The organism is Bradyrhizobium sp. 160, assembly GCF_023073735.1.
In the GTDB taxonomy this organism is placed as follows: domain Bacteria; phylum Pseudomonadota; class Alphaproteobacteria; order Rhizobiales; family Xanthobacteraceae; genus Bradyrhizobium.
The window spans coordinates 38,312-63,763 of record NZ_JADPKD010000079.1 but is presented as its reverse complement, the minus strand read 5'-3'; the positions used below and the strand labels follow the sequence as shown (position 1 = coordinate 63,763).

Annotated in this window: 31 protein-coding genes, 2 tRNA genes and 1 pseudogene; 11 read left to right on the top strand and 23 right to left on the bottom strand. The window is 61.2% G+C overall.

Translation table 11 applies throughout. The features are described 5' to 3' along the window. Window positions 1-151 (top strand): annotated as a pseudogene (locus tag IVA98_RS37860) (IS481 family transposase); the annotation flags it as partial. A gap of 313 nt (window positions 152-464) precedes the next feature. Here IVA98_RS37860 and IVA98_RS33460 read toward each other — a convergent pair. The 3 genes from IVA98_RS33460 to IVA98_RS33450 all read right to left on the bottom strand — a co-directional run bounded on the left by IVA98_RS33460 (window position 465) and on the right by IVA98_RS33450 (window position 1,315). Then, window positions 465-538 (bottom strand) — tRNA-Gly (locus IVA98_RS33460). Between the two features lie 360 nt (window positions 539-898). Beyond that, window positions 899-1,102 (bottom strand): hypothetical protein, encoded by a 204-nt coding sequence (locus IVA98_RS33455; RefSeq protein WP_247335075.1) that lies wholly within the window; start codon window positions 1,100-1,102, stop codon window positions 899-901. A gap of 27 nt (window positions 1,103-1,129) precedes the next feature. Continuing rightward, window positions 1,130-1,315, bottom strand: a complete 186-nt coding sequence (locus tag IVA98_RS33450) for a hypothetical protein (protein ID WP_247298202.1) — start codon at window positions 1,313-1,315, stop codon at window positions 1,130-1,132. 206 nt (window positions 1,316-1,521) lie between these two features. On the opposite strand from IVA98_RS33450, the gene IVA98_RS33445 reads away from it, so the two are divergent. Continuing rightward, window positions 1,522-1,902, top strand: a complete 381-nt coding sequence (locus tag IVA98_RS33445; protein ID WP_247280939.1) for a YciI family protein — start codon at window positions 1,522-1,524, stop codon at window positions 1,900-1,902. 9 nt (window positions 1,903-1,911) lie between these two features. On the opposite strand, the gene IVA98_RS33440 is transcribed toward IVA98_RS33445, so the two are convergent. After that, entirely contained in the window at window positions 1,912-2,502 is a 591-nt protein-coding gene (locus IVA98_RS33440) for a TMEM175 family protein (RefSeq protein ID WP_247356537.1), read from the bottom strand. 126 nt (window positions 2,503-2,628) lie between these two features. On the opposite strand from IVA98_RS33440, the gene IVA98_RS33435 reads away from it, so the two are divergent. Both IVA98_RS33435 and IVA98_RS33430 read left to right on the top strand, forming a co-directional pair. Continuing rightward, window positions 2,629-4,686, top strand: coding sequence for an ATP-dependent helicase (locus tag IVA98_RS33435; RefSeq protein WP_247298193.1), 2,058 nt, complete (start codon window positions 2,629-2,631; stop codon window positions 4,684-4,686). 106 nt (window positions 4,687-4,792) lie between these two features. Then, window positions 4,793-5,824 (top strand): LLM class flavin-dependent oxidoreductase, encoded by a 1,032-nt coding sequence (locus tag IVA98_RS33430; RefSeq protein ID WP_247335069.1) that lies wholly within the window; start codon window positions 4,793-4,795, stop codon window positions 5,822-5,824. A gap of 14 nt (window positions 5,825-5,838) precedes the next feature. Here the strand turns inward: IVA98_RS33430 and rlmB are convergent, their stop codons facing one another. After that, a complete protein-coding gene (gene rlmB / locus IVA98_RS33425) occupies window positions 5,839-6,681 on the bottom strand; it encodes a 23S rRNA (guanosine(2251)-2'-O)-methyltransferase RlmB (protein ID WP_247298188.1) in 843 nt (280 codons plus the stop codon). Window positions 6,682-6,888: 207 nt separating this feature from the next. Between rlmB and IVA98_RS33420 the strand changes: the two genes are divergently transcribed. Beyond that, window positions 6,889-6,974 (top strand) — tRNA-Tyr (locus IVA98_RS33420). 207 nt (window positions 6,975-7,181) lie between these two features. Here IVA98_RS33420 and IVA98_RS33415 read toward each other — a convergent pair. Together IVA98_RS33415 and IVA98_RS33410 are read right to left on the bottom strand one after the other, a co-directional pair. Beyond that, the gene (locus IVA98_RS33415) at window positions 7,182-7,685 is read right to left on the bottom strand and encodes a hypothetical protein (RefSeq protein ID WP_247335068.1); all 504 of its coding nucleotides are present in this window, start codon (window positions 7,683-7,685) and stop codon (window positions 7,182-7,184) included. A gap of 43 nt (window positions 7,686-7,728) precedes the next feature. Beyond that, window positions 7,729-8,214, bottom strand: coding sequence for a hypothetical protein (locus IVA98_RS33410; protein ID WP_247280933.1), 486 nt, complete (start codon window positions 8,212-8,214; stop codon window positions 7,729-7,731). Between the two features lie 284 nt (window positions 8,215-8,498). Between IVA98_RS33410 and IVA98_RS33405 the strand changes: the two genes are divergently transcribed. The 3 genes from IVA98_RS33405 (at window position 8,499) to IVA98_RS37385 (ending at window position 10,675) form a co-directional block, all read left to right on the top strand. Continuing rightward, window positions 8,499-8,963, top strand: coding sequence for a hypothetical protein (locus IVA98_RS33405; protein WP_247298182.1), 465 nt, complete (start codon window positions 8,499-8,501; stop codon window positions 8,961-8,963). 590 nt (window positions 8,964-9,553) lie between these two features. Then, on the top strand, window positions 9,554-9,814 hold the full coding sequence (locus IVA98_RS33400) for a hypothetical protein (protein ID WP_247298178.1): 261 nt from the start codon (window positions 9,554-9,556) through the stop codon (window positions 9,812-9,814). A gap of 486 nt (window positions 9,815-10,300) precedes the next feature. Then, window positions 10,301-10,675, top strand: coding sequence for a hypothetical protein (locus tag IVA98_RS37385; RefSeq protein WP_346657753.1), 375 nt, complete (start codon window positions 10,301-10,303; stop codon window positions 10,673-10,675). 737 nt (window positions 10,676-11,412) lie between these two features. Here IVA98_RS37385 and IVA98_RS33390 read toward each other — a convergent pair. The 3 genes from IVA98_RS33390 to IVA98_RS33380 all read right to left on the bottom strand — a co-directional run bounded on the left by IVA98_RS33390 (window position 11,413) and on the right by IVA98_RS33380 (window position 13,304). Continuing rightward, window positions 11,413-11,670 carry a hypothetical protein gene (locus tag IVA98_RS33390; protein WP_247298175.1) on the bottom strand — a complete coding sequence of 86 codons (258 nt, stop codon included), beginning with the start codon at window positions 11,668-11,670 and terminating at the stop codon, window positions 11,413-11,415. Then, a complete protein-coding gene (locus tag IVA98_RS33385) occupies window positions 11,667-11,978 on the bottom strand; it encodes a hypothetical protein (RefSeq protein WP_247298173.1) in 312 nt (103 codons plus the stop codon). The genes IVA98_RS33390 and IVA98_RS33385 overlap by 4 nt, the downstream gene beginning before the upstream one ends. A gap of 408 nt (window positions 11,979-12,386) precedes the next feature. Next, window positions 12,387-13,304 carry a hypothetical protein gene (locus IVA98_RS33380; protein ID WP_247298171.1) on the bottom strand — a complete coding sequence of 306 codons (918 nt, stop codon included), beginning with the start codon at window positions 13,302-13,304 and terminating at the stop codon, window positions 12,387-12,389. Between the two features lie 209 nt (window positions 13,305-13,513). Between IVA98_RS33380 and IVA98_RS33375 the strand changes: the two genes are divergently transcribed. Further along, on the top strand, window positions 13,514-13,921 hold the full coding sequence (locus IVA98_RS33375) for a hypothetical protein (RefSeq protein ID WP_247298167.1): 408 nt from the start codon (window positions 13,514-13,516) through the stop codon (window positions 13,919-13,921). Window positions 13,922-14,636: 715 nt separating this feature from the next. Here the strand turns inward: IVA98_RS33375 and IVA98_RS33370 are convergent. From IVA98_RS33370 to IVA98_RS33310, 13 genes are all read right to left on the bottom strand, one after another. After that, entirely contained in the window at window positions 14,637-15,344 is a 708-nt protein-coding gene (locus tag IVA98_RS33370) for a hypothetical protein (RefSeq protein WP_247298165.1), read from the bottom strand. A gap of 133 nt (window positions 15,345-15,477) precedes the next feature. Then, window positions 15,478-17,646, bottom strand: coding sequence for a hypothetical protein (locus IVA98_RS33365; RefSeq protein WP_247298162.1), 2,169 nt, complete (start codon window positions 17,644-17,646; stop codon window positions 15,478-15,480). 121 nt (window positions 17,647-17,767) lie between these two features. Next, window positions 17,768-17,956 (bottom strand): hypothetical protein, encoded by a 189-nt coding sequence (locus IVA98_RS33360; protein WP_247298159.1) that lies wholly within the window; start codon window positions 17,954-17,956, stop codon window positions 17,768-17,770. Window positions 17,957-18,038: 82 nt separating this feature from the next. Then, window positions 18,039-18,260, bottom strand: coding sequence for a hypothetical protein (locus tag IVA98_RS33355; RefSeq protein ID WP_247298156.1), 222 nt, complete (start codon window positions 18,258-18,260; stop codon window positions 18,039-18,041). 16 nt (window positions 18,261-18,276) lie between these two features. Further along, entirely contained in the window at window positions 18,277-18,606 is a 330-nt protein-coding gene (locus IVA98_RS33350) for a hypothetical protein (RefSeq protein WP_247356534.1), read from the bottom strand. Next, window positions 18,606-19,034: a hypothetical protein gene (locus IVA98_RS33345; protein ID WP_247356532.1), complete on the bottom strand. Its 429-nt coding sequence runs from the start codon at window positions 19,032-19,034 to the stop codon at window positions 18,606-18,608. The genes IVA98_RS33350 and IVA98_RS33345 overlap by 1 nt, the downstream gene beginning before the upstream one ends. Window positions 19,035-19,296: 262 nt before the next feature. Continuing rightward, entirely contained in the window at window positions 19,297-19,854 is a 558-nt protein-coding gene (locus IVA98_RS33340) for a hypothetical protein (protein WP_247298152.1), read from the bottom strand. Then, window positions 19,851-20,270, bottom strand: a complete 420-nt coding sequence (locus IVA98_RS33335) for a hypothetical protein (protein WP_247298150.1) — start codon at window positions 20,268-20,270, stop codon at window positions 19,851-19,853. The genes IVA98_RS33340 and IVA98_RS33335 overlap by 4 nt, the downstream gene beginning before the upstream one ends. Before the next feature lie 98 nt (window positions 20,271-20,368). After that, window positions 20,369-20,530, bottom strand: a complete 162-nt coding sequence (locus IVA98_RS33330; RefSeq protein ID WP_247298148.1) for a ribbon-helix-helix domain-containing protein — start codon at window positions 20,528-20,530, stop codon at window positions 20,369-20,371. After that, window positions 20,527-20,814, bottom strand: coding sequence for a helix-turn-helix domain-containing protein (locus IVA98_RS33325; RefSeq protein ID WP_247298146.1), 288 nt, complete (start codon window positions 20,812-20,814; stop codon window positions 20,527-20,529). The genes IVA98_RS33330 and IVA98_RS33325 overlap by 4 nt, the downstream gene beginning before the upstream one ends. A gap of 527 nt (window positions 20,815-21,341) precedes the next feature. Next, window positions 21,342-22,469, bottom strand: a complete 1,128-nt coding sequence (locus IVA98_RS33320; RefSeq protein WP_247298144.1) for an AAA family ATPase — start codon at window positions 22,467-22,469, stop codon at window positions 21,342-21,344. Next, window positions 22,466-23,206, bottom strand: coding sequence for a toprim domain-containing protein (locus tag IVA98_RS33315; protein WP_247298143.1), 741 nt, complete (start codon window positions 23,204-23,206; stop codon window positions 22,466-22,468). Before IVA98_RS33315 ends, IVA98_RS33320 begins: the two co-directional genes overlap by 4 nt. 146 nt (window positions 23,207-23,352) lie before the next feature. Then, window positions 23,353-23,625 (bottom strand): helix-turn-helix domain-containing protein, encoded by a 273-nt coding sequence (locus tag IVA98_RS33310; RefSeq protein ID WP_247298141.1) that lies wholly within the window; start codon window positions 23,623-23,625, stop codon window positions 23,353-23,355. 108 nt (window positions 23,626-23,733) lie between these two features. Here IVA98_RS33310 and IVA98_RS33305 point away from each other — a divergent pair, with 108 nt between their 5' ends. Beyond that, entirely contained in the window at window positions 23,734-24,273 is a 540-nt protein-coding gene (locus IVA98_RS33305) for a hypothetical protein (RefSeq protein WP_247298139.1), read from the top strand. Further along, window positions 24,270-25,445 carry a tyrosine-type recombinase/integrase gene (locus IVA98_RS33300; RefSeq protein WP_247298137.1) on the top strand — a complete coding sequence of 392 codons (1,176 nt, stop codon included), beginning with the start codon at window positions 24,270-24,272 and terminating at the stop codon, window positions 25,443-25,445. Before IVA98_RS33305 ends, IVA98_RS33300 begins: the two co-directional genes overlap by 4 nt. Window positions 25,446-25,452: the final 7 nt, after the last annotated feature.

Sequence of the window (25,452 nt, the reverse complement as noted above, 5' to 3'; positions counted from 1 at the left end):
CAAGGAAGTCGACGACGGCATTTGGCTCGTCAGCTTCATGCACTACGATCTGGGATACTTCGACCTGGAGCAAAAGACCTTGCAACCTCTCGACAACCCGTTCGGCCCGAAGCCCGTCCCCGATGTCTCAACTACGACCCCAGCGCCCTGATCGCGACGCACTCTGGTGCATTCTTGGCATGATCGGCCGGTTGCTTGGCTCCGCTGTCGCGGTCAACCCCCGAAGCCCGAAGGGGCGCGGCACGCGCGGGGTTGACGGCGGCAGCGCGAGCCGAGCAACAATGATCAGGCCAGGGATGCGTCACGCTGCAACTCCTGCAGGAACGCAGCCAATCGGCTCAAACGGCATCGACCTTGGAGTGAACGACCCTGAAACCCCGCGACAACCCGTTCGGCACGAGGTTGTCACCTATCTCTCAGGTACGACCTGTTACCCATGTGTCCGGGCCGGACATTGAGAACATTGGAGCGGGTGAAGGGAATCGAACCCTCGTATTCAGCTTGGAAGGCTGCTGCTCTACCATTGAGCTACACCCGCGTCAGGGGCTCCCTAACACGGTCGGACGGAGGTCTCAACTGCCGCGACGGCGACTTTTCGCACAGCTTGCTGGGCCCTTACGAACCAGCTTCGGTTCCGACCGACCCGCCTGCCCTTAACAGCGGCGGCCTTACAACCTATATTGAAATCTCCCGAAACCAACGAAAGGAGGTGATCCAGTGTCTTATCTCAAGCGCTGTCACCTCGCTGGGATCGCCCACTAGGCTTGAATAAGGCTTGGCATCGGGGCGCTCTCAGCCCTGGACCAGCGAGCAAGAAATCGGGCGCGACGGGGCACTCCCCGCCGCGCCTTTTCCTTTTCAGATTTGCCCTGATCGGGAGGATCGGCCGCTCGCCAGCTCAGCTCGTGCGAAGCCGTTCGCGCAAGCCGACGGCGGCGATCAGCATGCCGACGCACCAGGCCATGACCGCGCGGTGAGGTTCCGCACCGAGGAGCACCGTGCAGATGCTCGTGAGCAAGCATGGGGCAATCGCCTTGCCGGTCCTGCTTGCCAGCGAGAGCAGGAACGGCATCGCCGCAATTGATATCTGCAGGACGTCCATGGTCGACCACCGCCTTGGGCAACGGCTTCAAAAATCGCAGATGTTGGGCGCACGCGGGCGTTTGCCGCGCCGGCTCTCCACGATCCGCTCGCCGCCATTCTCGGCCGAGCTGCCGTAATAGCGGTGATGGCAGGCCTGGTCGTGCAGATCGGCCGGTTCGGATTGTCCCGCCCGTCGCGCGTCGCAGATGATCTTGATGGTGCAACCCGCCATTGCCGCCTCCAGCAAAAACCTTGTTGTTTGTGGTCATCAGTCGCGATCGCTTTCGGCGGCGTTCACGCGGCACGGCCGCAATCGGGTTTCAGGACAGTTTCGTCGCTTGCCGGCCACGCAATATTCTGCTTCGGGATTGTCGGCACGGACTGCGGTGCTACGTCCTTGGGACTTTCGTAAAAAAGTTGCGCAGAAGAGAGGTGACGATGCTGTACGCCATCCTGGCCTATCACGTGGAAGACGAGGTCTTGTCCTGGACGCCGGAGCAGGACGCCGCCGTCGTCGCCAAAGTCATCGAGGTTCAGGCGCCGCTGCGGGCCAGCGGACAGTTTGGGCCGGCCGCCCGTCTGGATGAGACCCGAAAGGCCCGCACCTTGCGGGGCCCCGGCGCGGGCATGGTGCTGGACGGTCCGTTTGCCGAGACCAAGGAGCAGCTGCTGGGCTTCCACCTCATGGAATGCGCCAGCGAGGATGAGGCGATCGCGGCGGCGCGGAAGCTGCGTGCGGTCAATCCGACGGCAGTCTACGAAATCCGCCCGGTCAAGCTTTACGTGCCGGCCGACGGGTTCGGCGCGACATCCGGATAAGCCGCCGCCTTACGCGTCCGACTCCGTTCGCGCGCTGGTGAAGCGCTGGATCGCGACGCCGCCGAAGGCGATGAACCAGACGAAGGGCGCGACGTGGGGCGCGAACGCCGCGACGATCGTGCCCGGGATGAATACGAGCAGCGGAAACACCGATCCCATGATCTCGTGGCGCCACCCGCCCAGGATGGTCCACCACAGCCAGGCATTAAGGCCGGCGATCGCGGTCAGATGCAGGCCATAGAGCACCGCCACCGCGTTGCTCATGCTGTAATTGGTGTAGAGGCCATTGGTCACCGGCAGCAGCACGATCGAGAGCAGGAAGAACAGATTGAGGATCACCGCGCCGCGGCTGCCGACCGGCTGGCGCGCAAGGCGGCGGTGATGGCTGATCCAGAACACGCCAGCGATGATGAAGCTGAGCGCAAAGCCGGCGAGCTTGCCGGAATAAACATGGGCGAGATCGCTCCAGCCGGGGGCGCTGGTGAACACCGCGGCCTTGGGCAAGTCATAGGCGAGCAGCGTCATGGCGACGCCGAAAATGGTGTTGCTGAGCGATTCCAGCCGCCGCATCTCGAACTGGTCGGGCTTGAGCTCGGTCATACCGGAGGGTTTCTCAGGCTGGAACTTGGGGCCGTCTTTCCCCCTAAATCCTAAACCCGGTTTCGTCCAGCTGGATTGCGATTCGCGCCGGGATCGCCGACTCTCAGCCTTTCACCGGGGCGATTCGTGGCGACATATCTGGACACGCTCAATGCGGAGCAGCGCCGCGCCGTCGAGCATGGCGTGGCGGAAGGCGCGACCGTGGGCGCCCCCCTGCTCGTCATTGCCGGCGCCGGCTCCGGCAAGACCAACACGCTCGCCCACCGTGTCGCGCATCTGATCGTCGCCGGCGCCGATCCGCGCCGCATCCTGTTGATGACATTCTCCCGCCGCGCCGCGGCCGAGATGGCCGGCCGCGTCGAACGCATCGCCCGAAAAGTGCTGGGCGAGAACAACGCCGCGATCATGCGCGATGCGCTCACCTGGGCCGGCACCTTCCACGGCATCGGCGCGCGCCTCCTGCGCGAATATGCCGAGCGCATCGGCCTCGACCCCGCCTTCACCATCCACGATCGCGAGGACTCCGCGGACCTGATGAACCTGGTCCGGCACGAGCGCGGCCTCTCGAAAACGGAGAGCCGTTTTCCGGCCAAGGGCACGTGCCTTTCGATCTACTCGCGCTGCATCAACGCCGAGATGGAGATCGAGAAGGTTTTGGGGGCGCACTATCCCTGGTGCACGGGCTGGTCGGCCGAGCTGAAAGGCCTGTTCGCGGCCTATGTCGAGGCCAAGCAAGCCCAGCATGTGCTCGATTACGACGATCTCCTGCTCTACTGGTCGCAGATCATGAGCGATGCGCTGATCGCGGAAGAAATCGGCGGCCGCTTCGATCACGTGCTGGTCGACGAATACCAGGACACCAACCGCCTGCAATCTTCCATCCTGCTGGCGCTGAAGCCCGACGGACACGGGCTCACCGTGGTCGGCGACGATGCCCAGTCGATCTATTCGTTCCGCGCCGCCACAGTGCGCAACATCCTGGATTTTCCGCAGAGCTTTTCGCCGCGTGCGGAAATGATCACGCTCGACCGCAACTACCGCTCGACGCAAGCAGTGCTGGCGGCGGCCAACGGCGTCATCGGCCTCGCGCGCGAGCGCTTCACCAAGAATCTGTGGACCGACCGCGCCTCGTCGCACAAGCCGCAGCTCGTCACCGTGCATGACGAGGCCGATCAGGCCCGTTACATCGTCGAACAAGTGCTGGCCAATCGCGAGCAAGGCGCGCTGCTCAAGCACCAGGCGGTGCTGTTCCGGACCTCCTCGCATTCGGGCCCGCTTGAGATCGAGCTGACCCGCCGCAACATCCCCTTCGTCAAGTTCGGCGGACTGAAATTCCTCGATGCAGCCCACGTCAAGGACGTGCTGGCGCTGCTGCGTTTCGCCGAGAATCCGCGCGACCGGGTCGCGGGTTTCCGCATCCTGCATCTGTTGCCGGGCATCGGACCCGCCACCGCGCAGCGCGTGCTGGACCAGATGGCCGAGAGCACCGATCCGCTCACCGCGCTCGGCCAGCTCCCGGCGCCTGCTCGTGCCGGTGCAGATTGGACCGACTTCGTCCGTACGACCCAGAATTTGCGCTATTCGGAATGGCCGACCGATCTCGAACGCGTGCGACTATGGTACGAGCCGCATCTCGACCGCATCCACGAGGATGCCGAGACGCGGCGCGCCGATTTGATGCAGCTCGAGCAGATCGCGAGCGGCTACGGCTCGCGCGAGAAATTTTTGACCGAGCTCACGCTCGATCCGCCCAATGCAACCAGCGACAAATCCGGTCCGCCGTTGCGCGACGAGGACTACCTGATCCTCTCCACCATCCATTCCGCCAAGGGCCAGGAGTGGAAGTCGGTGTTCGTGCTCAACGTCGTCGACGGCTGCATGCCCTCCGATCTCGGCGCCGGCACCACCGCCGAGCTCGAAGAGGAGCGCCGCCTGCTCTATGTCGCAATGACGCGCGCCAAGGACGATCTCCACCTCGTCGTGCCACAGCGCTTCTTCGTCCACGGCCAGGCCGCCAAGGGCGACCGCCACGTCTACGCCTCGCGCACCCGCTTCATCCCGGAGCAGCTGGTCTATCTGTTCGAGCGCACCGGCTGGCCGAAGGCCGCAGCGGGTGCGGCGCGCACCGCGGCGCAGGGGCCGAAGATCGACATCGGGGCGAAGATGCGCGGGATGTGGCGGTAGGTTCGGGCCCGATTGAACAACGGAAACTGAGCATTTCCGAAAGCCGCCTTGTGGCGGTGCGGCTGTTCATTAAGTGTCGTCCATCTTCCCGCAGAGACTTCATTCGATGACCGCACCGCTCGAATTCGGACTGGATACCTTTGGCGACGTCACCAAGGACGCCTCCGGCGCGATGCTTTCGCATGCGCAGGTGATCCGCAACGTCGTCGACGAAGCCGTGCTGGCCGATGAGCTCGCTCTCGACTTCATCGGTCTCGGCGAACATCACCGCGCCGACTTCGCGATCTCCTCGCCCGAGACCGTGCTCGGAGCCATCGCGGCGCGCACCAGGCGCATCCATCTCGGTTCGGCCGTGACAGTGCTGAGCTCGGACGATCCGATCCGCGTGTTCCAGCGCTTTGCCACGTTGGATGCCCTCTCGAACGGGCGCGCCGAGGTCATCCTCGGCCGCGGCTCGTTCACCGAATCCTTTCCACTGTTCGGCTTCGACCTGCGCAAATACGAAGAGCTGTTCGAAGAAAAGCTCGACCTGTTCACGGCACTGCTGTCGCAAACGCCGGTGACATGGGAAGGCAAGCTGCGTCCGCCACTGCGCGATCAATTGGTCTATCCGCCAATCGAGAACGGCACGCTGAAAACCTGGATCGGCGTCGGCGGCAGTCCGCAATCGGTGGTGCGTGCCGCGCATTACGGCCTGCCCTTGATGCTCGCGATCATCGGCGGCGATCCCGCGCGCTTTGCACCTTACGTCGATCTCTATCATCGCGCGTTCAAGGAGTTCGGTCGCCCGGCGCAGCCGATCGGCGTGCATTCGCCCGGCTATGTCGCCGAGACTGACGCACAGGCGCGCGAGGAGCTATGGCCAGACTACAAGGCAATGCGTGACCGCATCGGCAAGGAACGCGGCTGGCCGCCGATGGGTCGCGACGAGTTCGTGAACGAGGCCGAGCACGGCTCGCTCTATGTCGGCGCGCCGGAAACGGTCGCACGCAAGATCGCCAAGACGGCAAAGGCGCTCGGCATCTCGCGCTTCCAGTTGAAATATTCGGCAGGTCCATTGGCGCACGAGAAGCTGATGCGCAGCATCGAGCTTTATGGGCGCAAGGTGGTGCCGATGGTGCGGGAGTTGATCGGGTAAAGTCTGCCTTCGGTCTAGGACGTCGCGCCCTGCTTCATCAGCCCGAGCCTGCTTGCGCCGACATAGAGCGAGAGCACGGCGGCGTTCGAGACGTTGAGACTCTTGATCTCGCCGGGCATGTCGAGCCGCGCCACGACGCTGCAGGTCTCGCGGGTCAACTGCCTGAGGCCCTTGCCTTCGGCGCCGAGCACCAGCGCCAGCGGCTCACGCAGTGCGACGTCGCCGAGATCCTCAGTGCCTTCGCTGTCGAGCCCGACGGTCTGAAAGCCGCGCTCGTTCAGCGCGGTGAGCGCGCGAGCGAGGTTTTGCACGGTGATGAGCGGCACGAGCTCGAGCGCACCGGAGGCTGCCTTCGCGAGCACGCCGGTTGCTTCCGGACTGTGACGCGCGGTGGTGACGATCGCCTTCACTGCAAAGGCCGCGGCGGAGCGCAAGATCGCGCCGACATTGTGTGGATCGGTGATCTGGTCGAGCACCAGCACCATGCCTTCCTGCTTCAGTGTCTCGATGTCGGGCGAAGGCAGAGGATCGGCTTCCGCGAGCAGACCCTGATGCACGGCGTCTGGCGACAGCAGACGGTCGATCTCCTGGGGCCGCACGATCTCCGGCGCGACGGGGGTCGCGATGTTTTCGTCGGCAAGCCGCCTTGCGGCGTTCTCGGTCAGCGTCAGCTTGCGGATCCGCCGCCGAGGGTTGGCAAGCGCCATCGTGACGGTGTGCCAGCCATACAGGATAACGGGCCCGTCGGAGTGCGAATCGCGGTCGCGCCAAGCTGGCCGGCCGGCGGACTTCCCGGGCCTGTTGAAGGGCTTAGCCCCGCCGCGAGCCCCCTTGGGGCCAAATTTTCGATCCTTCATGGGCTCGCTTGTGTCACGGGCGCCGGAATATGGCAATTTGGCTGCCTTTGGGCGCGGTTTTAGCTGTTCGCCTCGGTTGACTTTGCCCCACCGCATCGCTCATAAACGCGCCCGGTCGCGCCCCGATCCGGGTTGTCGCGGCCTTCACGTTCCATGGCCGTCTTCGGTCCGCCGGCAAGGTCCGGCCCGATTGTGCTGCCGTCGAGCGGGGGAGTGTCCCGAGTGGCAAAGGGAGCTGACTGTAAATCAGCCGCCTCATGGCTTCGCAGGTTCGAGTCCTGCCTCCCCCACCACGCTTCACCCTTCAGGCTACGCGTGGCGCAGCCACGTGATCCCGAAGGGTGAAGCGTGGTGTCCGGCGAGGCCCGTAGGGCGAAGACGGACTGAGGCGAACGCAAGCTTCGGCTTGGCAAGCCAACACAGAACAAGTTCACGCCACAAAAAGCAAAACGCCCGTCCGCATCACGCGAACGGGCGTCTCGTTGGCAGCTAGTCAGAGATCAGTAGTAACGGCGCAGCACGCGGTGGCCGCCGTAATAGTACGGCGCGGGCGCGCGACGGGCGTAGCCATAGCGCGGACCGTAGCCGTAGTGCACGCGCGGCAGATAGCCGTGGCGCGGGCCGTAGCCGTAGCGATACGGCCGATAGTACGGACGACGATAGGGATAGGCGTCCGGAGCTGCGACCGCGGCGGCGCGATAGCCATAGCCGTAGCCATAATTGGCGGGGGCAACGACCGCGTCTTCACGGTAGGTCGGATACGGCGCGAACGCGCCCGGGCCGGTGTAGGTCGGCCCCTGGTTGACGTAGTAATATTGCGTGGTCGGCTCGACGAGGCGCTCATAGGCGCCATAACCGTATCCATAACCGCCGCAACCGGTGTTGCAGCCGGAATAGACCGGCGCGACCGGCTGGCACGGATTGAAGCCGCACGCCGCGGCCGGCGCGGCCCCCACGAACATCGCGGCAGCCGCGGCGACCAGTCCCGAAATTATCTGACGCATTACTCTCTCCTGTTAATCTTCGTTTGTTGGATTTTGACGTTTCTTAACCGGGCGGCTTGCCGGCCCCCTCGGCATGCGGCCGCGGCCGACGATGCTGCGGATTCACATTGATCTCCGGCGCGAGGATCACCGGCGGGGGATCGATGGGCACGTCCATCTGCGGCGGCAGCGGCGCCGATTGCGCGCCCCAGCTCTGGTGGTAGCTCTCGGCCGGTTTCGGCAATCTGCGGTTCGCGGGCGGCTCGACCTCGAGCCGGCCGTAGCCGGGCCGCAGGCCCAACGTCGGATAATAATGGCCAACGTCGTCGGGCTGCCGCTCGGCGATATAACGCCCGCCATAGATCGTCGGCTGCACCTGCTGGTTCTTGCCGAGGCCCCAGACGCCCTCGACAACGCTATAGGATGCGTCGATGTTGTTGATGATGATCGGCACGCCCGGACGGCCGGGAACGACAATATCGAAGCCGCCGCCGGCAAGCGCCGTCGCGGGCAGTCCGATCAGAAAAGCGGCGAGCGCCACAGCGCGCATGAGAGGACCCCATTTATCCGGCGACAACGTATCCGATCGCAACGCCGAGAGGGTTAAGGCCCGCTCACCAATTTCCGGTAAGCCTAATGTGCAAGGATTGCGCGCTGCTCAAATGCTGCAAAGCGGACTAGTGAAGCGTTAACGGCGCTGAGCTCACCGACAGGAACCACGCCGAATGCTCACATCTGTTTGACCGTCCAGCCACGAGAATCGACTGGTTTCACCGGAACGTCCGGCGTGCTCGATATTTAGCCCCCGTTCAATCACAACGGGAGCCAACAATCATGAATGTCAAAGTCCTCGGCGCCGTCGCGATCGCAACCACCACTCTCGCGGGCTCCGCGATGGCACAGGCGGTGATCAATAATCCTGCCCGCTGCTCGGCCCAGTTCCCCAATGCCAACTGCCAGAACCTCGGACCGGGAAACCCGTACACCGATCGGGGCTATCGCCATCGTCGCATGTCCTATCGGCAGACTAACAGCGGCGACTGGAATAACGACTGGAACAGGAGCCGCACCGGCTTTTGGCCGACCGATGTCGCCGCGGGCGTAGCCGGTGCCGCGATCGGTACCGCGGGGGCGATCGCAACCGCTCCGTTCCGCGCCTGGGACAATTCCTACGCCTACGACAATTCGTGGGACAATCGCCGCTGGGACACCCGCACCTATGCCCAGCGTAACGGCTTCGTCTGCACGCCCGGCACCTTGTTCAAGGGCGAAGATGGCCGCCGGCACATGTGCCAATAAACGGGACTCATATCGAACGGCACAACAGGCGGCCCGCTGGGCCGCCTGATTCATGTGTCGCGACGACGATCGCGGTTCTGGCTCTTTCCGGCCAAGTCTGATATTGCGGCGCGCACGGGTGGACGGCTCCCGGCATCTGCCGGCCCCTTCCCCAAGTGTCGCCGGCTTAGCTCAGCGGTAGAGCAGCGGTTTTGTAATGCGCAGAGGCGCGTGACGGGCCGTACTGCTCTCTCTGTTTTCGTTGGAAATTTCAGCCTGCGAGCGCGATCGCTGTACGTCTCATAACATCGCGTATCGGGAAGTTTGTGGCCAACATTGGGGCCAAGACTCTCCGCCTCAGCGCGATAGTTCGCTGCCATCTCGAGCAGACCCGCGCGCGCGAGCAGCAGCGGACTCTCCGCCGCCAAATCCCGGCTGATGCGCTCCATGCGCGCGCGCTGTCGATGTCGTGCTGATCCGGCCCCATGCCGGATCAGGCTCCGGCAGCCAGACGGCCCTCCAAAGTCGCCGCCGAAATTTCTAGGAACTTATGTTGGCGGAGACGGAGCCGGAGACTAAATGAGGCGGGCAATAAATCGAAAGGACGATCGATGACGGACGTGGCTGAATTGAAGGCCGGGACAGAGGACGAGCTCGCAGAGGCGCTTGAAGGGCTGTCCCCTGGGCAAGCGGGCTCTATCACGTTCAAGGAAGCCCAATGGCTGTTCTCCGGCCTCGACGAGGGAGATGAGACTGCGCTAAGCGAATTCGATACGGCGGGCCTTGAGGAGCTTGGACGCTTCGCCGCAGACTACGGTTGCGCACCGCGGCGCGATGGGGACGTCGTGGTTTTCACCAAGAAGGACCATTGACGTCGGACCCGTGGAGATCAAGCCGGAGGAACCCGGAACCCGGCCTTCCTGTTTTAGTCTCCATGCCAAAAGAGATTGCAATAGCACTCTGGTCATTAGCGGCCGCCTGCGTGGTCGCATTCAGCGTGGCTGCGCTCGTGGCGCCCCACTAGGATCCGCTGGCAGGAGTGAAAGGTTGAGTAGGGCCTGGTTTGTATGGCTTCGCGGCCCCCGCGGTCCGACGCCTCAGATTTGGCGAGATCAAGTTGACGTTTACCGCAGCCGATCTGGAGCACAGATCCTCGGCTTGCGCGAGCTCACCGACGTCGAGGCGGGTGAGCCGCTTGGCCATCTGGCCAGAAAGTATCCGCTCCCGCCGCAAGCGGACGAATGACCGGGCGCCGTTGGCCTGCTTTACACACCCACGACGCGCAGTAGCTCGCGCGCGCACCGAGGCCCAAGGGATTGATCATTTGACTCTCGCCGGCGCCGCGCTTGGATGGTGGGATGCCCCGCCATGCCCGCCGCCACACGCCTACTCACGCCGACGGTCGACCGCTCAAGATCACCTTCGGCCAGATGCGTGGCATGGGCGTGCGCGGCGTCCTGGTCTACTGCCATTGCGGCCGTCACGTTGCCCTGGATGCCGATCGCTGGGCCGATGAGGTGCGGCTATCTGATCTCGAGCCGCGCTTCGTCTGCGCAGGTTGCGCCAGCCGCGGCGCCGACGTCCGGCCTGACTTCGATCGCGGCAACCCGCAGCTTGCAATCATGGGCTTGCAATCATGGGCTATCGAAACGCGCGATAGCCGGCCAAAAAAACGGCTCCAGCTAAAGGCGGCGGCTGGGGCCGTTGGACGCTCCGGCACCAAGGGGCTTTGAACCGGAGCACAGCACCAATCCGACCGATTGCCGCGAGTTCCCGTGCTGGAGGAGAGCGCCAACGAGCCGCGAGAACCGACCCACCGCCAAACGCGCGTCAGACGATGGGCCGTCCCGGGTGGATGTCGCGACACTTGGAGGATCGCGCCACAGACCGAAAATTCAATTCTCTCAGCTGGAGAGTCGTTCCCTTGCAGATTCTCTCCGGCGTGCCTAGGAGCCGCCAACTGAGGAAGCCTTACTCATGGGTCTCGCGCCACATCTGCTGGCCACACTGGCATCTATAGATGCGCACGGTGCCGCCAGTTCGGGGATTCAGGAGTTTTTGCAGCAGTGGGGGGTTGACTGCACAGCGGTCACACTTGATCTGACTGTCTGTGGGAGAAGGCAGGTTTCGCGCCGACTGGAGGGACATAGCTCTCGCTCCGAACCAAGGCGGGAGCGCTGTGATGTCTCTCGGCCACCGATAGCTGCCATTAAGGGATCGCGCGGTGATGCAATACCTGTACGCCTACAATCCGGTCCTGGCTATAGGAAAGCGCCAAATTGGGCCACCCCCAAAATCAAATTAGGCCGCTGAGGCCGGAAACAGGCCGGCGCCTCGGCCTCTGTCGGAACGTTCTGGCAACAAAGAACAGGCCCGCCAGCGTGAACCGGCGGGCCTCGTCACTACCGCCTCACCGTCGGCGATGCATCCTAAGCCGCTGCCGGTCACGCTTCGGTTCGGCGCCGGCGTTTCATGTGATGCGCCCCTCCTTGTAGCCGGCAAGGTAGGTGGAGAGCAGCGCCTCGAGCATCTCTCTTGTGTGATAGACGGCGAAAGCCAATTGCTCGTCGAAGGTGTCGTCAGCAACATCCGACATGAGCCGCGCGGAAATGCCCGCCATTCGGACACAATCGAGCAGAGGTCCCTCCATCGCGCGGAATGACTCTGCTTGGTGCTTGTCCCAAAGAGCGCGTTGGCCAGCTTGCGGGAATTGGCTGAGGTTGCTCATTGGTCCGCCCCCGCACCATGCTTCACGGCGAGCTCGAACAACTCCGCCAGGAGGAGCCGAGCGGCCTCCACGCCTTCCCAAAGGATGGCGCGCTCGTCGAGGTAGCGATCGACCCGGAGCGCCTCGCCTCGCCGAATTTTGCCCGCCACGGTGACGGCGTTTGAAATCCTGTTGCAGGGGCGCCTGAGCGGATTGCGCCCCCGCCAGCCGCGCTGGCGCTTCGTGACGGTGAACTCGACAGGGCGAACGTTTTCGAGCGGCAGAGCGCGTGCTGCTCGCAGCGTGGACAGGTCGATGACGTTGGACATGATGGTGCTCTTCGGAGAAGGCTTTCGACAGCCTACGCCATGGGACAGCCATGGCAGCCGGGGGGTCGAAACCAGCCGAAGAGACTGGTCGGACGCTTTTAGGCTTGCGCCTTGGACAGAGCAGTCCGCCCCCGGCCCTTGCCAAGAGCGCCGCTCTGAGGCAAAGAGATCGGGTTCGGAGCCGCGCCGCCAAGCGCGTCCGTTGAGCCGCAAGGCTCATTCAGCCGCCGCCCAACGCTGCCAGGCGTCAGGGCAATTCCTGCCAGGGAATTTCGACGGCGATATCTTCGGTCCGGGTTTCGACACCCATCGGACAGTCCACCATGATTTGGTGAATTTTGTCTATCCCCTTTCGGGGCGCTTCGGCGCGCCGGTACCCTGGGAATTTTCCCAGGGCTGGCGCAACTCTCAGTCCCAGAGCCCACGGCTGACAGTGTCGCCTCTCGTCCCCGAGCCGTCGTCGAACAATGCCTCGTCAAGGGAGAGCAGCGGACTATCACCGAACTTGCGGTACTTGGTCGCGAAGGCCTGGTTGTGGGCAGAAATGTAAACGCGAATGCGGTTCTTAACGTCCTCGCGCTTTAGGGCACCGGCCAGCAGATCCTCGAAAATCATGCTCACAATGTCGTCTCTTTCCGAGAGACTCGCCGGCAGCATCGCGCGGATTTTGTAGTAGTCGTTCTGCTCCTCGCGCACGACCGAGTTTCTGACGCGCTGCCACCGCAGCAATTGCCCGCGTTTGGCATTGTCCTTTGTCCTTTCGTAAACAAAGCGATCGAACGCAGGATCTTCGCGTCGGGCGCGTTTAAGAGCGTGGTGCGCAAGCAGCCGTGTTGGCCGGCCGGCTGCTGTCAAAGAACTGATCGTCGCTCCTCGCTCGATTTCAGCCTTCACCTTCACAAGCACCTCTGGCTTAACCAAACCACCTTCCTTGTACCGGAGGGAATGACACTTGTTGCACTTCCGAATAACGCTACCCTTGTCGAAGTTCAGGCGCTGATAGAGGGCAAAGGGGTGACCGAATTTGCAATGCGTCTTGATCCTGTTGTGTGCTCCCTTGCCGAGGCTCGCGTTCGTCTTCGAAATGCGCCACGCCTCTGCACCCCATTCAGGGTGAAGCTCGCAATGTTTTTTGAACCGCGCGTAGCTCACGATCGCCGGGCCAAAGTCCTTCATTCCCGACGTGAGCTTTCGGACGGTGCTACCAGCCTTCAGCCTCGTCATGATTTCAGCGGCCAAGTCGGCGGGCATCCCCGGCGGCATATTGCGCCACTTCAATTCAGCGGCGCGGTGAAGATCGGAGCGAGATAACTGGACGCCTGCCATGATCGCCTCCACAAAACGCACTATTGCGCTGTGGAAGGGCGCGCCTGAGTCGGGGCGGCGCAATGGCCGTGAGACCAAAAATCTGTGTGCGAGGGCATTGCGTTTGCTCGCGCGCTCCGGTTGAATTTGATTCTATGGGTACAACTGATCAGCTAGACCGCATCATTGATGGATTTCCCACTTCGCGGGCTCACGTTAAGTGGACGATCTTGGTCGCCGCAGTCGCAACGGCTTTCGGATACGGCGCTGCGTATTTCTATTTCACCGGACGAATCTCTACTCTCGAAGAACGCCTTAAGCTGGCGCAGGAAAGCAAGGGCACGTATCAGGTCAGAATTGCGGAGGTCACCAGAGACAATCCCTACCGAATTGGGCCGACGGATGATCTCGTCCAAGTCAACCTCAGCGAGGAGGTCTCGCCGGTCATTTTGCTCCCGTCCGGTTTTCTCAAGGGAAAAACTGTTTCCATCAAGGACAAGAAGGGGGACTCCGACAAGCGGGCGGTCATAATCAAAGCCGAAGGCGGTTCGATCGATGGATCTCCAGATTGGCGCATCGAAAGTTCTTTCGCCTCGGTGAGTTTCGTTTGGGACGGCAACAATTGGTCGGCGTACTAGGCAAGGTCCATCGCGCTCGTGGTCCGCGGATGACCTTATTGCGAGATGGCCAGTTCTTCGATTCTCCCTCAGCCAAGAAGTCAGTAGAGCTCTACAACGCCATCAAGGCCACCTATGAAATTCCGGCTCATTTTCGAAGGCGCAATTCCGCCGCGCCCACGCGCAACTCTTCGGGAGATACATGACATCCGGCTGAAGCTCGCGCCACAACTGGAAGCGCTCTGGACTTTCGAGCCTCTTGCTCGTGAAAAGAAGGACTGGCTTCGGCACCCCGGCTCGCAGCCCGGTGACTACGCGATCTTGGAACAGCGTGGCACCTCAATATTTGCTCCCCTCATATCAAAGCGCAACGACTTGCAATGCGAATTGGACGTCACATTCTTGCGGCAACAAGCGCCTGGACAGCTCATCGGTGATGGAGGAGACATAGACAATCGCGTGAAGACGTTTCTCGACGCACTGTCCGTTCCGCCTCCCGCGCAAGCGGACTTCTTTTCCACTACACCCGGACCATGCCGCCCCGTATACTGTCTTCTCCAGGATGACGGGCTTGTGATCAAGTTAAGCGTCGAGACCGACAGACTGCTGCGTCCAGCTGTCGATAGGTACGATCTTCTCGCGATCCTCCACGTCACTGTTCGAGCAAGCAGAGTCACCTTCGGAACGCTTGGCCTCCTAGGATAATCATTTCGTCGGTGCGGCGCGGCGATCGGACCTACGGTATTATCCTAAACTCTTCCACGAAGAGCTTTTCCGGGTGAGGCAGCTTCACGGTGAGCCATTCTCGCCCAAGGTCCCTGTGCGGTGTCAGAACGATCCTTGCTTCCGATTGAGCAGCAAAATGCCGATCCTTCCGGAAGGCCGACGGAGCAGGTGCTAAACCCGCGGAGTGATGATGCTCATCGGCATCGTAGGCGACAGACCCTGAACTGACCGACGCAAAAAACCATCTCGTAGGTTCGCCGCCAAACTCGACAATGGTGCTTCGGTAAAAAATCCGATGCGCTAGCAGTTCTAGCGGGAGGAGAATGCGGACAGCCGCATCGTATGGTTCTTCGGCATCTCTGCACATAGCTTGAACCAGCTGATCGCGTTCGCCTTGAGACACACAAAAGATGAAGCGGTCGGCGCCCCGAAATTTGATTCGCGCTCCTCCACTAAAAATGACTTTTCCGCCATCGCTTGCCTTGACTATCTGTCCAAAACCCGGGGGTGTCCAAGGGTCTGACACCGTCTCACCCGGTTTGCTCGCAACCACCGCGCCGCTGGCCGCTACAGTAGTGGTTGCCTCGTTGGGATCTCCTATCCAGCGTCCGCCCTCCCAAGCGCGGAAATAGGATAGAGTCGAAATTCTGATCGTGCCGTGGATAAGTATATTGTCCAGATGCGCGGACTTGAGAAACTTAAATAGCTGGGGTGCCATCGATTCCTAACCGATGTTTTTGCGATAAGGCAGCCCTCCTATCCGACTCGGCGGACCGAGTCGATTACCCACGGAACTGCAGGTGCTGCAGCCCCCTCAGTTGTTCGCCACGATGCGCCAGAAGTTGCCCGCCCTATTGAAGCCTAACAGCCGTTATCGTGCTGTCTTTGGACTGACCTGATGCGTTGAACTTTATGGCTCCCGTCGTGGTGCTCAGATCCTGGCAGTCGATTCTCAAATTGCCGGCCGGAGAGACTGCCACGGCAGACAGGGAGATGGTCGTTCTTGCCGGGGATGCCGCCGCCGTCGCTGCATTTGCACTCGCCAGTACAGTGATCCCATCTGTCAGACGGCAATTGAACTGATCTGCCGATCCAGCCACAAGCGTGACGGTGCCGCTCGCGAACCAAGTTCCTGCGGTCCCCTGCGCTACGGAAGGACCGACAAAGTATGACCCCGTATTGTTCAGAGCGACGTCGGTCCCAAGCGAGTTCATTAGGGTCGAATTCGTCGGGGTGGCAAAAATCTGTGTCCCGCCTGACACGCCAGCGTAGCCTTGCAACATATTGTCGCCGAACGAGCCAAGATCAAAATAAACTTTAGTGCTCGAGTTATTGGCCACAATGTTGCGGCCGGTCCGGGATGAGGTACCGAAGAAGCGATTGGCCGAGATGGTGATATTACCGGCGAAGGTGGCGTCGGTGGTGATAAGATCGGTAGTGGTCAGGCCGCCGACGAAACCGCGGTTGCCGGTGAAGGACAGGCCACCGCCGTTTGGAGAGCCAATAGCTGTCGGATTGAAGGATGCAGCGTATGAGCCGCCAGCCTCAAGAACACTTCCGGTGAACCCACAATTGCCGTAGGTGTTCGGTGAAGCCATGATATCGATAAGGCAAAGGTAGCCGTTATTGACAACAGTGTTGAGTACCTCGCCGCCGCTAACCGAGACCGTGCCGCCCGAGGTCCAGATGTTGATCCCACGCTTCTCACCTGTAATGGCCGCCGCAGAGCAAGTGTTGCCCGAAGTCGATAGGCTATAAACCCCCGCACCACCAAGCGCGCCTGAAGTTTGGCCGGTGATATAAGTACCGGCGACGATACCGGTGCCCGAGATAGCGTCGTACTGATCAAAGTAGCTGTTTGCGCCGGGGCTGGAGATCGTGATGGTGTTGGTCGTGCAGGTGCCGGTGCCCGTAAGCGCCCAGTTGCCTGACGAATGAGGATCAACGATGTTGGTGAAATTCGAAGCGTTCACCACCGCGTTGGAGGAATATACCCTGATGCCTTGAGCGACATTGTAGAAGAACCCTTTCGAGATATTGATCTCGGAAATGGGTAACGTCGACTGCGTTGGGTCGCCGATCTGGATTGCCCTACGACAGTTAGCAAATTGTGAAAACCCGATGTTCTGAAATTGTGCAGACAATCCTACACCAGAAGACCATATCTTAAGACCGGCACCAATGTATGCATTGCTGTTACAGCTAATGGTGACGTTGCCGTCTACTGTAGTGCCCGTCAAATTTTTGAGTTCCAGGACCGCGTTAAACGTTCCAGAAGACGGCCCTACCAAACCACCACGTCCGACGATGCAGAGGTTGCTAGCCCCACCGAGACCAGTGCCGTCGATGGTGATCGTGCTAGTGGTCGTGTATGTGCCGTTGAATTGAAAGCATCTCCCGCTGAAAATCGCATCATTGATTGCTTGGGTGATGTTGGTGGTGGTGCACCCGCCCGAGTAATCCTCGCAAGAGACCGGGATTTTTCGGAGCTGCGTTTTAATAGATTGTACAGACGGCGAAGCGTTGATTGGCGTGAAGCGAAATTCTTGCGGCTCTGCCCATACTGCGCCACCGCTGAAAACTGTATTCGCGGTTGCGCCTGTGCCGCTGCCCATCTGCGAGACAGAGATGTTGCCGGTGAGGCTCGAGAACGACGGCTGCGTGCAGCCAGGCACCCCGGCTACGATCGCCGAGATCCATTGGTTTGAAGAGCATGCGACGGAATAGACGCCAGCCAGACCGAGATAGGTCCGCGCGGCTGATGCCGAATATTCACCCACCTTTCCGTTGTTGTCGTAGAGGATCTGCCCGTTCGCGCCGCCGTTGATAGGCGTCGAGTTGATCGTCCACGGCAGCGAGGTGAACGGGATGGCTTGCGCCGGTCCGGTGCCGGTGCCGACCCCGATGCGGCCGATCACGCTGTTGTTTGGCACAGTCGGATAGGTCTGGGCAGAGGCGGAGGAAAGACTTGCGATGAAAGCAACGGCGAGCGCGAGACTGCGGACCTGGCGAGAGAACATCGGACCAACCTTGAGGCGTGGCTCGATCCGTTCGAGCGCCGAAGGTCGTTAGCGACGTGTCCAAGTCGGAGCTGTTTACGGAGACAGCTCAATCCGAAACGCGGCTTCCGGTGCGCGCTACCTACTCGACGGGAAGTGACTCGGCCTTGAGCAGATTTTGAAACTGCCCGTCATCAAGACCAGCAAGGCTGCGGAGCGTGGCGCACACCTTGCGCCAGCGCTCGTTCTGATCTCTCAGACGCCGGGCCGTTGCGCGCACCGTCTTGATCTCGCGCTTCAGTCCGATAATTGCGCTTTCTTGCTCGCTCATTGACGCCTTGCGAATTGTTGGCCGGGGATCTCCCCGCGTCCCGGCCGCCGCGGATGAAAGGGCATCCGGACCCCTTGGAGCTCTAAAGCTTCACGTCGACCCCGGCGGTCGCGACCCACGGTGCGGTCTCGATGAAGAGACGAAAGGCATTGAGCGCGTTCAGCGCGTCCTTTTTCGTCCAGCCCGCGCCGTCGAGGATGCGAAGCTCGATGCCGGCGCCCGCGCTCGATGCCGTGCCGGTGATGAAGTCGTTCTGCTTGAAGCCCGTCACGCCGCGGTTCAAAGCGATGAAATGGTCGGCCAATTGCCTCTCCTATCCGTTAGAACGGTCTCTCATACTTTGCGAACGCAGCGTCATACGCCCGCTGCAAACTGGGATTGAGCGCAGCGAACACATCGAATTTCTGTGCAAAGACGTCGAGTGCGTTCGGTCGCCCTTTCCAACCAAGCTTCCGCGCCTCTTCGGACAGTTCGATCCCCTTGGCCTCCATTGGCTCCACGATGGCGATTACCTCAGGGGTCAGCCATGTGTCGGTCATCTTCTCCAGATGCTGCAGGAATTCGAGCCGCATCTCAGCCGGCAACTTCCCCTGTAAGCAGCGCTTCGTGAGGCTCGCCATAACCAGCGTGTAGCGATGACCGTACGACATCACTCAGCCGCCTCATGCTCGATGACCTTCGGCGACGGCAGCGCGACCATAAACCTTGTCGACAGTTCCTCGATCCGCTCCATGACGCGGGCGGTATCGGCTGACGAGACCGTCACCTCGCCTTCCACTTTCACAAGCGCAGTCGATTGAACTGGTGAAACGCGGTCCATGATGAGGCCAAGGACGCGGCCAAAGTCCTTGTGCTTGTCGTTATCGAGTACCTTGCGCATAGCGCGGACGGCGCGGGGCCCCAGCGTAACCAGGTATTGACGGGAGATCTCGGCGACCGCGGCTTCGACCTTCGGATCGGATCCAAGCTGATGGGCAATCGAGTGTAGGCTGGCTTGAGAGCTCGCCTGATAACCGGCAGCCTTCGCCGCGAATGTCAGGCTTCCGTGCGACCTCGGCGCATCGAACAGCGCAAGCACAAACCGACGCTGCTTCTCCGTAAGTGCGGAGAACGCTGGGCCGATCTGAATGTCGCTGGTCGACTGTGTCACCCGAGAATTCCCATTCCACTCAGCGCGACACCAGCCGGCGAATAGTTTGCCGCCTGGGCCTCCCGTTGTCGCTTGCGGCGAGTTTCTTCTGTCTGCTCAGAAGCCTGCTGTTGAAGCACGCCGCCGCCAAAATCCCCGGTGAGACCACCCAGTGATCGTCCAGCCGAAGACAAGCTAGCAAATACTCCGTTCATGCCGCGGCACCTTTGATCGGGCTCGAAAGTATGACGTTCAATAACGTCATCTCACGCCGAGCCTCACCATCTCCGCTAACATAGCGTTTTGCGAAATCGTGATTTGCCATAAGTCTGGCCTTCGTTTCAGTCGCGGCAGCATGTTCCTCAGCACTGACAGCTTCGCCAGTGAGAACCTGTCGGATCACCGCGGTGTCCCGGACACCGGCCTCCCGAAGCATCTCGGCGGCACCAACTGCAGCGAGATGGCCGCTGGGCTGAATGCCGTCGAAGAGCTCGCCGGCAATGGCCATTTCCGTCTGCGGGTCTGCATTGCCCTTCTGGATGACCGCCTCTAGATCGCTCAGCTCCTTCGCGTGCCGCGGGCTGCCAGAGAGGTATTCATCGCGCCACTTGGGATCAGCCGTCAGTTGGGCTTTCCGCGCCAGAGCGGCTGCCTCAGTTTCCGGGATGACCGGAGCCGGCGGCGGCGCAGGAGCAGCTGGAGGTGCCGGCGTCGCGTTGGCGACGATCATGTCACCCAAAGTAAGTGAACCTTCGCCCCATTGGCTCATGCCGCTTCTCCTTGCTCGTCGGCGTCGTCATCATCGTAGTCGCCACGCTCGAGCGCTGCGATTTCTTCTCGCGCGATGCCTTGAAGCTGGTGGAGCACCCGATCGTTATGGTAGGCGAGCGGCAGCCCCCCTTTGCGCGGGTGCGCACAGCGGCCAACGCCGGGCGCGATCATGCATTCGGTCTCGCTGCATCCATCGCAGCAGTCGAGGGCACTGAGCCCTATCATCAGGTCATCAGGATCCGCGTTTCGCAGCATCTCGACCCGCTCCCTCGCCACCTTTTGGTCGAGCTCGCTCGCCTGCTTGGCCGCGGCCGACTTCACCACGAGGTCAGATTTCGCGGCCGCAAGAGCCGCTTCATGCTCGGCATACACCTTCGCGGCGCCTGGCTGCCTTTCGGCGAGCGCGAGCGCCAATCCTGGCGTTTTCGCCTCAAGCCCTGAGAGCGTCGCCTCGATTTGCTTGATTTGCGCGAGAATGGCCGGCGCACGGGGTGGAATTTTCGGGGGAATGCTCACGCAGCGCTCCGCTGTTCACCGGCGCGCTTGGCGAAGCTTTCCTGCAACATCACTCGCACCAGGCTCGACAACGAACGGTCGGTCGCCTTCGCTTCTGCTTCCAGCTTGCGGCGAAGATCCTCAGGCACACGGACCGGAATTGAGTGCACGTCGCTCATCGCGTCATCCTTTCGTTTGACGGATGATCGTCGTGTTTGTCGTTTTCACAAACGCCCATTTGGGCGGCAACGGCCTCACACGGCAGGAAAGCGAGTTGAAGCGCTCCGCAAAGTTTCTCGATCGTCACCGCCGTCGGTCGGCGATCTCCGCAAGCCAATTTGGAAAAGTAGCCCTCCCCCAGATGTGCGCGCTCATCGACCTCTCGATGGCTCAGACCTAGAGATCGAGCGCGCTCGACGAACAGATGAACGAGGCCGGCCACGGTGTGGATCGGCTCAGCCATACATCACTCGCGATGACACGATGTGACACGGAGTGTGGTGGCCCAAGGCCGCGAAAAAGAACCAGCACGTAAATTATTGCACGCGGGGACTTTCCCTGCCCCACCCCCCTCGATCCTAGATTTCATCGAGGGAAACCATGGGTATTTGACCTGTCGAGGCATGGCAGCGGTTAGGCTATCCGTTGACCTGCTCCTCGCAATGCTCGGCAAGCCATTGATAAGACTCGCATGGCTGGCACGTCGACCAGGCGCTGGCCCAGACCTTGGCCCAATCACCTGGCTGGCTTCAGTCCGAATGACGCTGCTCAAGGCGTCGAGGTCGGGCGCGATAGGCAATGGTGAATTATCGCGATTTTGAGAACTGAAGTTTGCAGAGGGATGAACGAGCTCAATCCCCCCTCTCCGTACACATCCGGACCGGACACCGGACAAACGGACATCCCTATAGGGATATGTCCGTGTCTGTCCGGGTTGGATGTCGCCGGACAATGTCATCATGTCCGGGCAATGTCCGGGCTTGTCCGGGCTTAGACCAACCACACGTGATCCCCATGTTTTCCAATGAGTTGTCTTTCGTGGAGCGTCTTGGCAGCCCGGACAAAGGCCTTCTGTTTGGATGTCTGGCTAGCGTCCTGAGAGAACATTCTGGCGTAGCAGTCGGCACGCCACGCTTCTTCCCGAATTGTCCGGACTCCCGTGGGAATGGCGGGATGGCTGGAGATCTCGCCGCCGCTCGCGAGAGCGTCTTGCAGGAGACGCAAAGCGATGCCTGCCTGGCCATAGACGGCGCCCTTGCTCGCCGGCGCGGTGCTGTCGGCTGTGACCACGACACACGACGTGATGTCGTCGCCGGTATCGTCCCGGCCCACGGTCACCGCTTCCAGTGAGCTGATGATCTCGTCACCTTCCGGTCCGTCCTTCATGAACTCGACCTTGGCAACTATGTTTTTTGCGGCGTCCCGTTTGACCGAGATCTGGGCGTCTGCTGCACCGGTAAGGGAGGTGTGGCCGCGAGGGCGGTCACCGTCGACCCCGCAGTGATGGATCACGATCACGACGCACTGGAAGCGATCGCGGATCATGTCGGCGGTCCGGATGTAGGCCGTCATATCCTCCGGAGTATTCTCGCTGCCGGCGATGGACCGGTTCAGCGTGTCGAGCACCACCACGCCTGGGTGCACCTCGGGAAATTCATCCTCGATCGCCTTGAGCACGGCTGCTCCGTCCTGGGGTAGCACCACGCGATTGCCGGACAAATAGAACGGGATGTCATCCACATCATGCTGTTTCCGGAAGGCCTCCACACGGGCGCCAAAACCCTCCTGCCCTTCAAAGGCGAAGTAGACAACGTCGCGCTGCTTCACTCGCCTGCCGCGGTATTCCCAGTCGGCGGCGATGTGGCAGACGAGATCGAACACCCAGAAGCTTTTGCCGCATTTCGGCGGACCCCAAACTACTACAAGCCCCATGTTTGGAATGAGGCCTTTCACCAGGTAGCGTTGAGCTGTCGAGAGAATGATCTCGCGGAATCTGGTGAATGTGATCCCCGGTTTGGCTGCGGATTGCTGACGTTTTGGCCGCACGCCCCCGTCGGCCACGGCACGTAGGGCAGCTGCGCCGCCGTTTAGATGGATGGAATTGGCGTCCGACTTCATCCGTGTGCTCCCGGTCGGACGAGCCTTGCTTCAAAGCCCTTCGCCTCGAGCCGGGCGGCCAGCTCGATACTGTTTTTCTCCCCGACGGGATCGGCATCTACAAAGATGGTCACCGCCTCGACATAGGCGGGGACATGTTCGGCCATCGCTGGCAGTCGTCCTGCGGTGCCAGCAGCCCACGCACCCAAGCCTGTTGCTGCATGCACGCTGAGCGCGTCCTCGATGCCCTCGCAGATCGCAAGGCCGCCGCCGTCGTTCACGGGCGCAAGCCATATCGGCAGCGTGTTGCCGACCCCGATCGTGAGCTTGTCAGCCTCAGTGCCGGCCTTGCCCGTTCCGTCAGCTTTTAGCTTGGTCACGTGGACGCCGCGGATTGCGAGATCGTAGATCGCAAGTTCACCGGGCAACGTTTCGACGGCCGCCCCAAATGCAGCAATCATTGCCGGTGGGTGATCTCCCCGAGACGGCAGGAAGCCGAGGGTGGCGTGAAGATCGCCCTGGTAGCCGCGGCACCGTCGTAGGTAGGTCTCTGCAATTGATCCTATGATTGGTTCGCGCTGGGACCACAGCCATTGCGCCTTGCGCCGGCTCTTGATCGCCTCTTCAAGTTGGAGCTCGCGCGACTTAGCCCTAGCCTTCTCCAGGATTTCCGGATCGGCGCGCTCGCTGTTTCGACCGACGGAATATCCGCCCGCCTCGCAACGCGCGCATCTGAATGTCGCGAACTCAGGCTCCAAAAACCAGACGCGCAGAACGCGGCGCCGTCGGTTGACGGGAGCGCGACAGAGAGGACTACACAACGGACATGCGACGTCGTGACGGCCAATCCTGCCGTCAACCAAATTGGTTAGTTCCGAAAGAGACAGCGCCGGCTGCACGAGGGCTACTCGCCGAGCAGTTTCTCCAGCGCAAGACGCGGAACAAGCAAACGCCGGCCAATACGAACTGTCGGGATGTCGCCGCGGTTGGCTGCGGCGTAGGCGCTGACCTTGGAGAGACCAAGGATCTCGCACCCCGCTTCTTCCACAGAAAATGTCGATCGGCCGTCCCACTTGGGGTCAAAGATGGGGCTCCGGATCTTCCGAGCCGCGCGTCCCGGTGGCCGGGGTTGCCTGGAAGCGGAGGTCAATAGCGTCGTTTCATTCTGTTTGATCATGTCCTGTATCGCCCTGTTGACATAAAGGCACCCAAGTCGTAGGGTTACGCTTGTAGCCCTTAGAAGGCAGTATTACTGATTTTAAGGGGCTACGCAACAGGGCCTAACATGAAGCAAAAGCAATTCAAGATTTCGCTCGATGATGCCTTGCGAGGCACGATCGACGCTGCGGCCCACGAGTCAGGTCGTTCAGCGGCGGAAGAAATCCGTGTTCGCCTCGATCGTTCGTTTCGCGAGGACGGCAGCAATCGCGATCCCGGCATCACTGCGCTCGCAAGGGATATTTCCGAGATCGTCGAGCAGTTGCTCGACCTCTGTTGGTGGAAACCCAAAGAACGTGGCGCATGGAAAGATGATCGCCACGTCCACGATGCCTTGAGGGTCGCGATTAACGAGTGGCTCGAGGCGACGCGTCCGGCCGATCACCATCCCTCAGCCGCGGCTGACGATCTATTCGACCCCCGCACGTTGGGGATGGCGGCTGTTACAGCATTCAAGCAGAAAAAGAAACAAAGGGCGGACCAGCACGCCGCAATGCAAGAGGCTCACGCCGCTGCCCTCAAAGATGTTGAAACGTCCCAGCGCAAACTCACGCGAATGATGAACAAGGCCCGGAAGGACATCGACAAAGAGGGTGGCAAAAAATGAGCAAGCGATCGTACGGCAACGGCAGCATACAGAAGCGCGGCGAAAACTCGTGGCGCCTTCGCTACTATGACGCGGAGCGCAAGCGCCAGGCGGTCACGTTCAGGGGTACGAAAACGCAGGCTGTTGACCGCCTTCGCAGCATTCTCGAAACAGTCAAGAAGCGCACACATGTGGCGCCTGCCAAAACCACGCTGCGGGAATGGGTGGCCGATTGGATCGCGCTGAAGGCCGCCGAGCGCCAGCATAAGACGGTTGCTCGTTACGAAGATCTCCTGAAAAAGCATGTCTTCCCGATTTTGGGTGATCGCCCTATCCAGCAGATCGAGGCGATCGAAATCAAGAAATTCTACGCTACCGGGATGCCGGATCTCGCACCGCGCACTCGGCATCACGTTGCAACCGTTTTGAAGGCCTGTCTTCAGGCGGCGGTGGACCTTAAGCTTGTCCAGATCAATCCGGCAGCGGCAATCAAGAAGCCGGTAGCGGCCGATTCTGATATCGGACAGGCGCTCGAGCAGGACAAGATCGTTACCTTAGTCGAGGGCTTTCGAGGTTCGACGCTGTTCGATCTCGTCTTCGTCATGTCCTTCACGGGTGTGCGACGTGGCGAAGCACTGGCGCTTCGTTGGTCCGACTTTGATCCTGACGCAAAGACACTCCGCATCGAGCGCGCCCTAGAATACACCAAGGCGCATGGGCTGCAGTTCAAGCCGCCGAAGAGCGAGCGTGGCAAACGAACGATCAAGCTCGACGATGGGCTCGTCGAGCACCTGCTCGAGATGCGCAAGGTTGCTCTTCAGGTCGCCGCCGGCGTGCCCGACGGGGAAAATGTCGACCTCAGCCTGATCCGTATTCCCACCGACTGGCTGATCTACCCTGCTCCCGACGGCGATATGCACGCGCCGCGGCATCCTGACAGCGTCACGAAGCAGTTTGTGAACCGCGCAGAGAAAATCCTTGGCTTCTCAATCCGCCTGCACGATCTACGCGTCTCGCATGGAACGTGGTTGCTCGACCAGGGAACACCGGTGCACGTCGTCGCGAAAAGACTGGGCCATGACCCTAGCGTTTTGCTGAAGGTCTACGCTAAAAGGACTCAGAAGGGCGATGAAGCGGCGGCCGACACAATCGGTCAGCTCACTCGGGCGCTATCTTCGAAAGGGCCAAAATAGGGCCAAC

Bases quoted from the DNA above. Each gene is read 5' to 3' on its own strand.
- IVA98_RS33455 (WP_247335075.1), bottom strand. From the start codon at position 1,102: ATGGACGTCCTGCAGATATCAATTGCGGCGATGCCGTTCCTGCTCTCG.
- IVA98_RS33450 (WP_247298202.1), bottom strand. From the start codon at position 1,315: ATGGCGGGTTGCACCATCAAGATCATCTGCGACGCGCGACGGGCGGGA.
- IVA98_RS33445 (WP_247280939.1), top strand. From the start codon at position 1,522: ATGCTGTACGCCATCCTGGCCTATCACGTGGAAGACGAGGTCTTGTCC.
- IVA98_RS33440 (WP_247356537.1), bottom strand. From the start codon at position 2,502: ATGACCGAGCTCAAGCCCGACCAGTTCGAGATGCGGCGGCTGGAATCG.
- IVA98_RS33430 (WP_247335069.1), top strand. From the start codon at position 4,793: ATGACCGCACCGCTCGAATTCGGACTGGATACCTTTGGCGACGTCACC.
- rlmB (WP_247298188.1), bottom strand. From the start codon at position 6,681: ATGAAGGATCGAAAATTTGGCCCCAAGGGGGCTCGCGGCGGGGCTAAG.
- IVA98_RS33415 (WP_247335068.1), bottom strand. From the start codon at position 7,685: ATGCGTCAGATAATTTCGGGACTGGTCGCCGCGGCTGCCGCGATGTTC.
- IVA98_RS33410 (WP_247280933.1), bottom strand. From the start codon at position 8,214: ATGCGCGCTGTGGCGCTCGCCGCTTTTCTGATCGGACTGCCCGCGACG.
- IVA98_RS33405 (WP_247298182.1), top strand. From the start codon at position 8,499: ATGAATGTCAAAGTCCTCGGCGCCGTCGCGATCGCAACCACCACTCTC.
- IVA98_RS33400 (WP_247298178.1), top strand. From the start codon at position 9,554: ATGACGGACGTGGCTGAATTGAAGGCCGGGACAGAGGACGAGCTCGCA.
- IVA98_RS37385 (WP_346657753.1), top strand. From the start codon at position 10,301: ATGCCCCGCCATGCCCGCCGCCACACGCCTACTCACGCCGACGGTCGA.
- IVA98_RS33390 (WP_247298175.1), bottom strand. From the start codon at position 11,670: ATGAGCAACCTCAGCCAATTCCCGCAAGCTGGCCAACGCGCTCTTTGG.
- IVA98_RS33385 (WP_247298173.1), bottom strand. From the start codon at position 11,978: ATGTCCAACGTCATCGACCTGTCCACGCTGCGAGCAGCACGCGCTCTG.
- IVA98_RS33380 (WP_247298171.1), bottom strand. From the start codon at position 13,304: ATGGCAGGCGTCCAGTTATCTCGCTCCGATCTTCACCGCGCCGCTGAA.
- IVA98_RS33370 (WP_247298165.1), bottom strand. From the start codon at position 15,344: ATGGCACCCCAGCTATTTAAGTTTCTCAAGTCCGCGCATCTGGACAAT.
- IVA98_RS33365 (WP_247298162.1), bottom strand. From the start codon at position 17,646: ATGTTCTCTCGCCAGGTCCGCAGTCTCGCGCTCGCCGTTGCTTTCATC.
- IVA98_RS33360 (WP_247298159.1), bottom strand. From the start codon at position 17,956: ATGAGCGAGCAAGAAAGCGCAATTATCGGACTGAAGCGCGAGATCAAG.
- IVA98_RS33350 (WP_247356534.1), bottom strand. From the start codon at position 18,606: ATGTCGTACGGTCATCGCTACACGCTGGTTATGGCGAGCCTCACGAAG.
- IVA98_RS33340 (WP_247298152.1), bottom strand. From the start codon at position 19,854: ATGAGCCAATGGGGCGAAGGTTCACTTACTTTGGGTGACATGATCGTC.
- IVA98_RS33330 (WP_247298148.1), bottom strand. From the start codon at position 20,530: ATGAGCGACGTGCACTCAATTCCGGTCCGTGTGCCTGAGGATCTTCGC.
- IVA98_RS33325 (WP_247298146.1), bottom strand. From the start codon at position 20,814: ATGGCTGAGCCGATCCACACCGTGGCCGGCCTCGTTCATCTGTTCGTC.
- IVA98_RS33320 (WP_247298144.1), bottom strand. From the start codon at position 22,469: ATGAAGTCGGACGCCAATTCCATCCATCTAAACGGCGGCGCAGCTGCC.
- IVA98_RS33310 (WP_247298141.1), bottom strand. From the start codon at position 23,625: ATGATCAAACAGAATGAAACGACGCTATTGACCTCCGCTTCCAGGCAA.
- IVA98_RS33305 (WP_247298139.1), top strand. From the start codon at position 23,734: ATGAAGCAAAAGCAATTCAAGATTTCGCTCGATGATGCCTTGCGAGGC.
- IVA98_RS33300 (WP_247298137.1), top strand. From the start codon at position 24,270: ATGAGCAAGCGATCGTACGGCAACGGCAGCATACAGAAGCGCGGCGAA.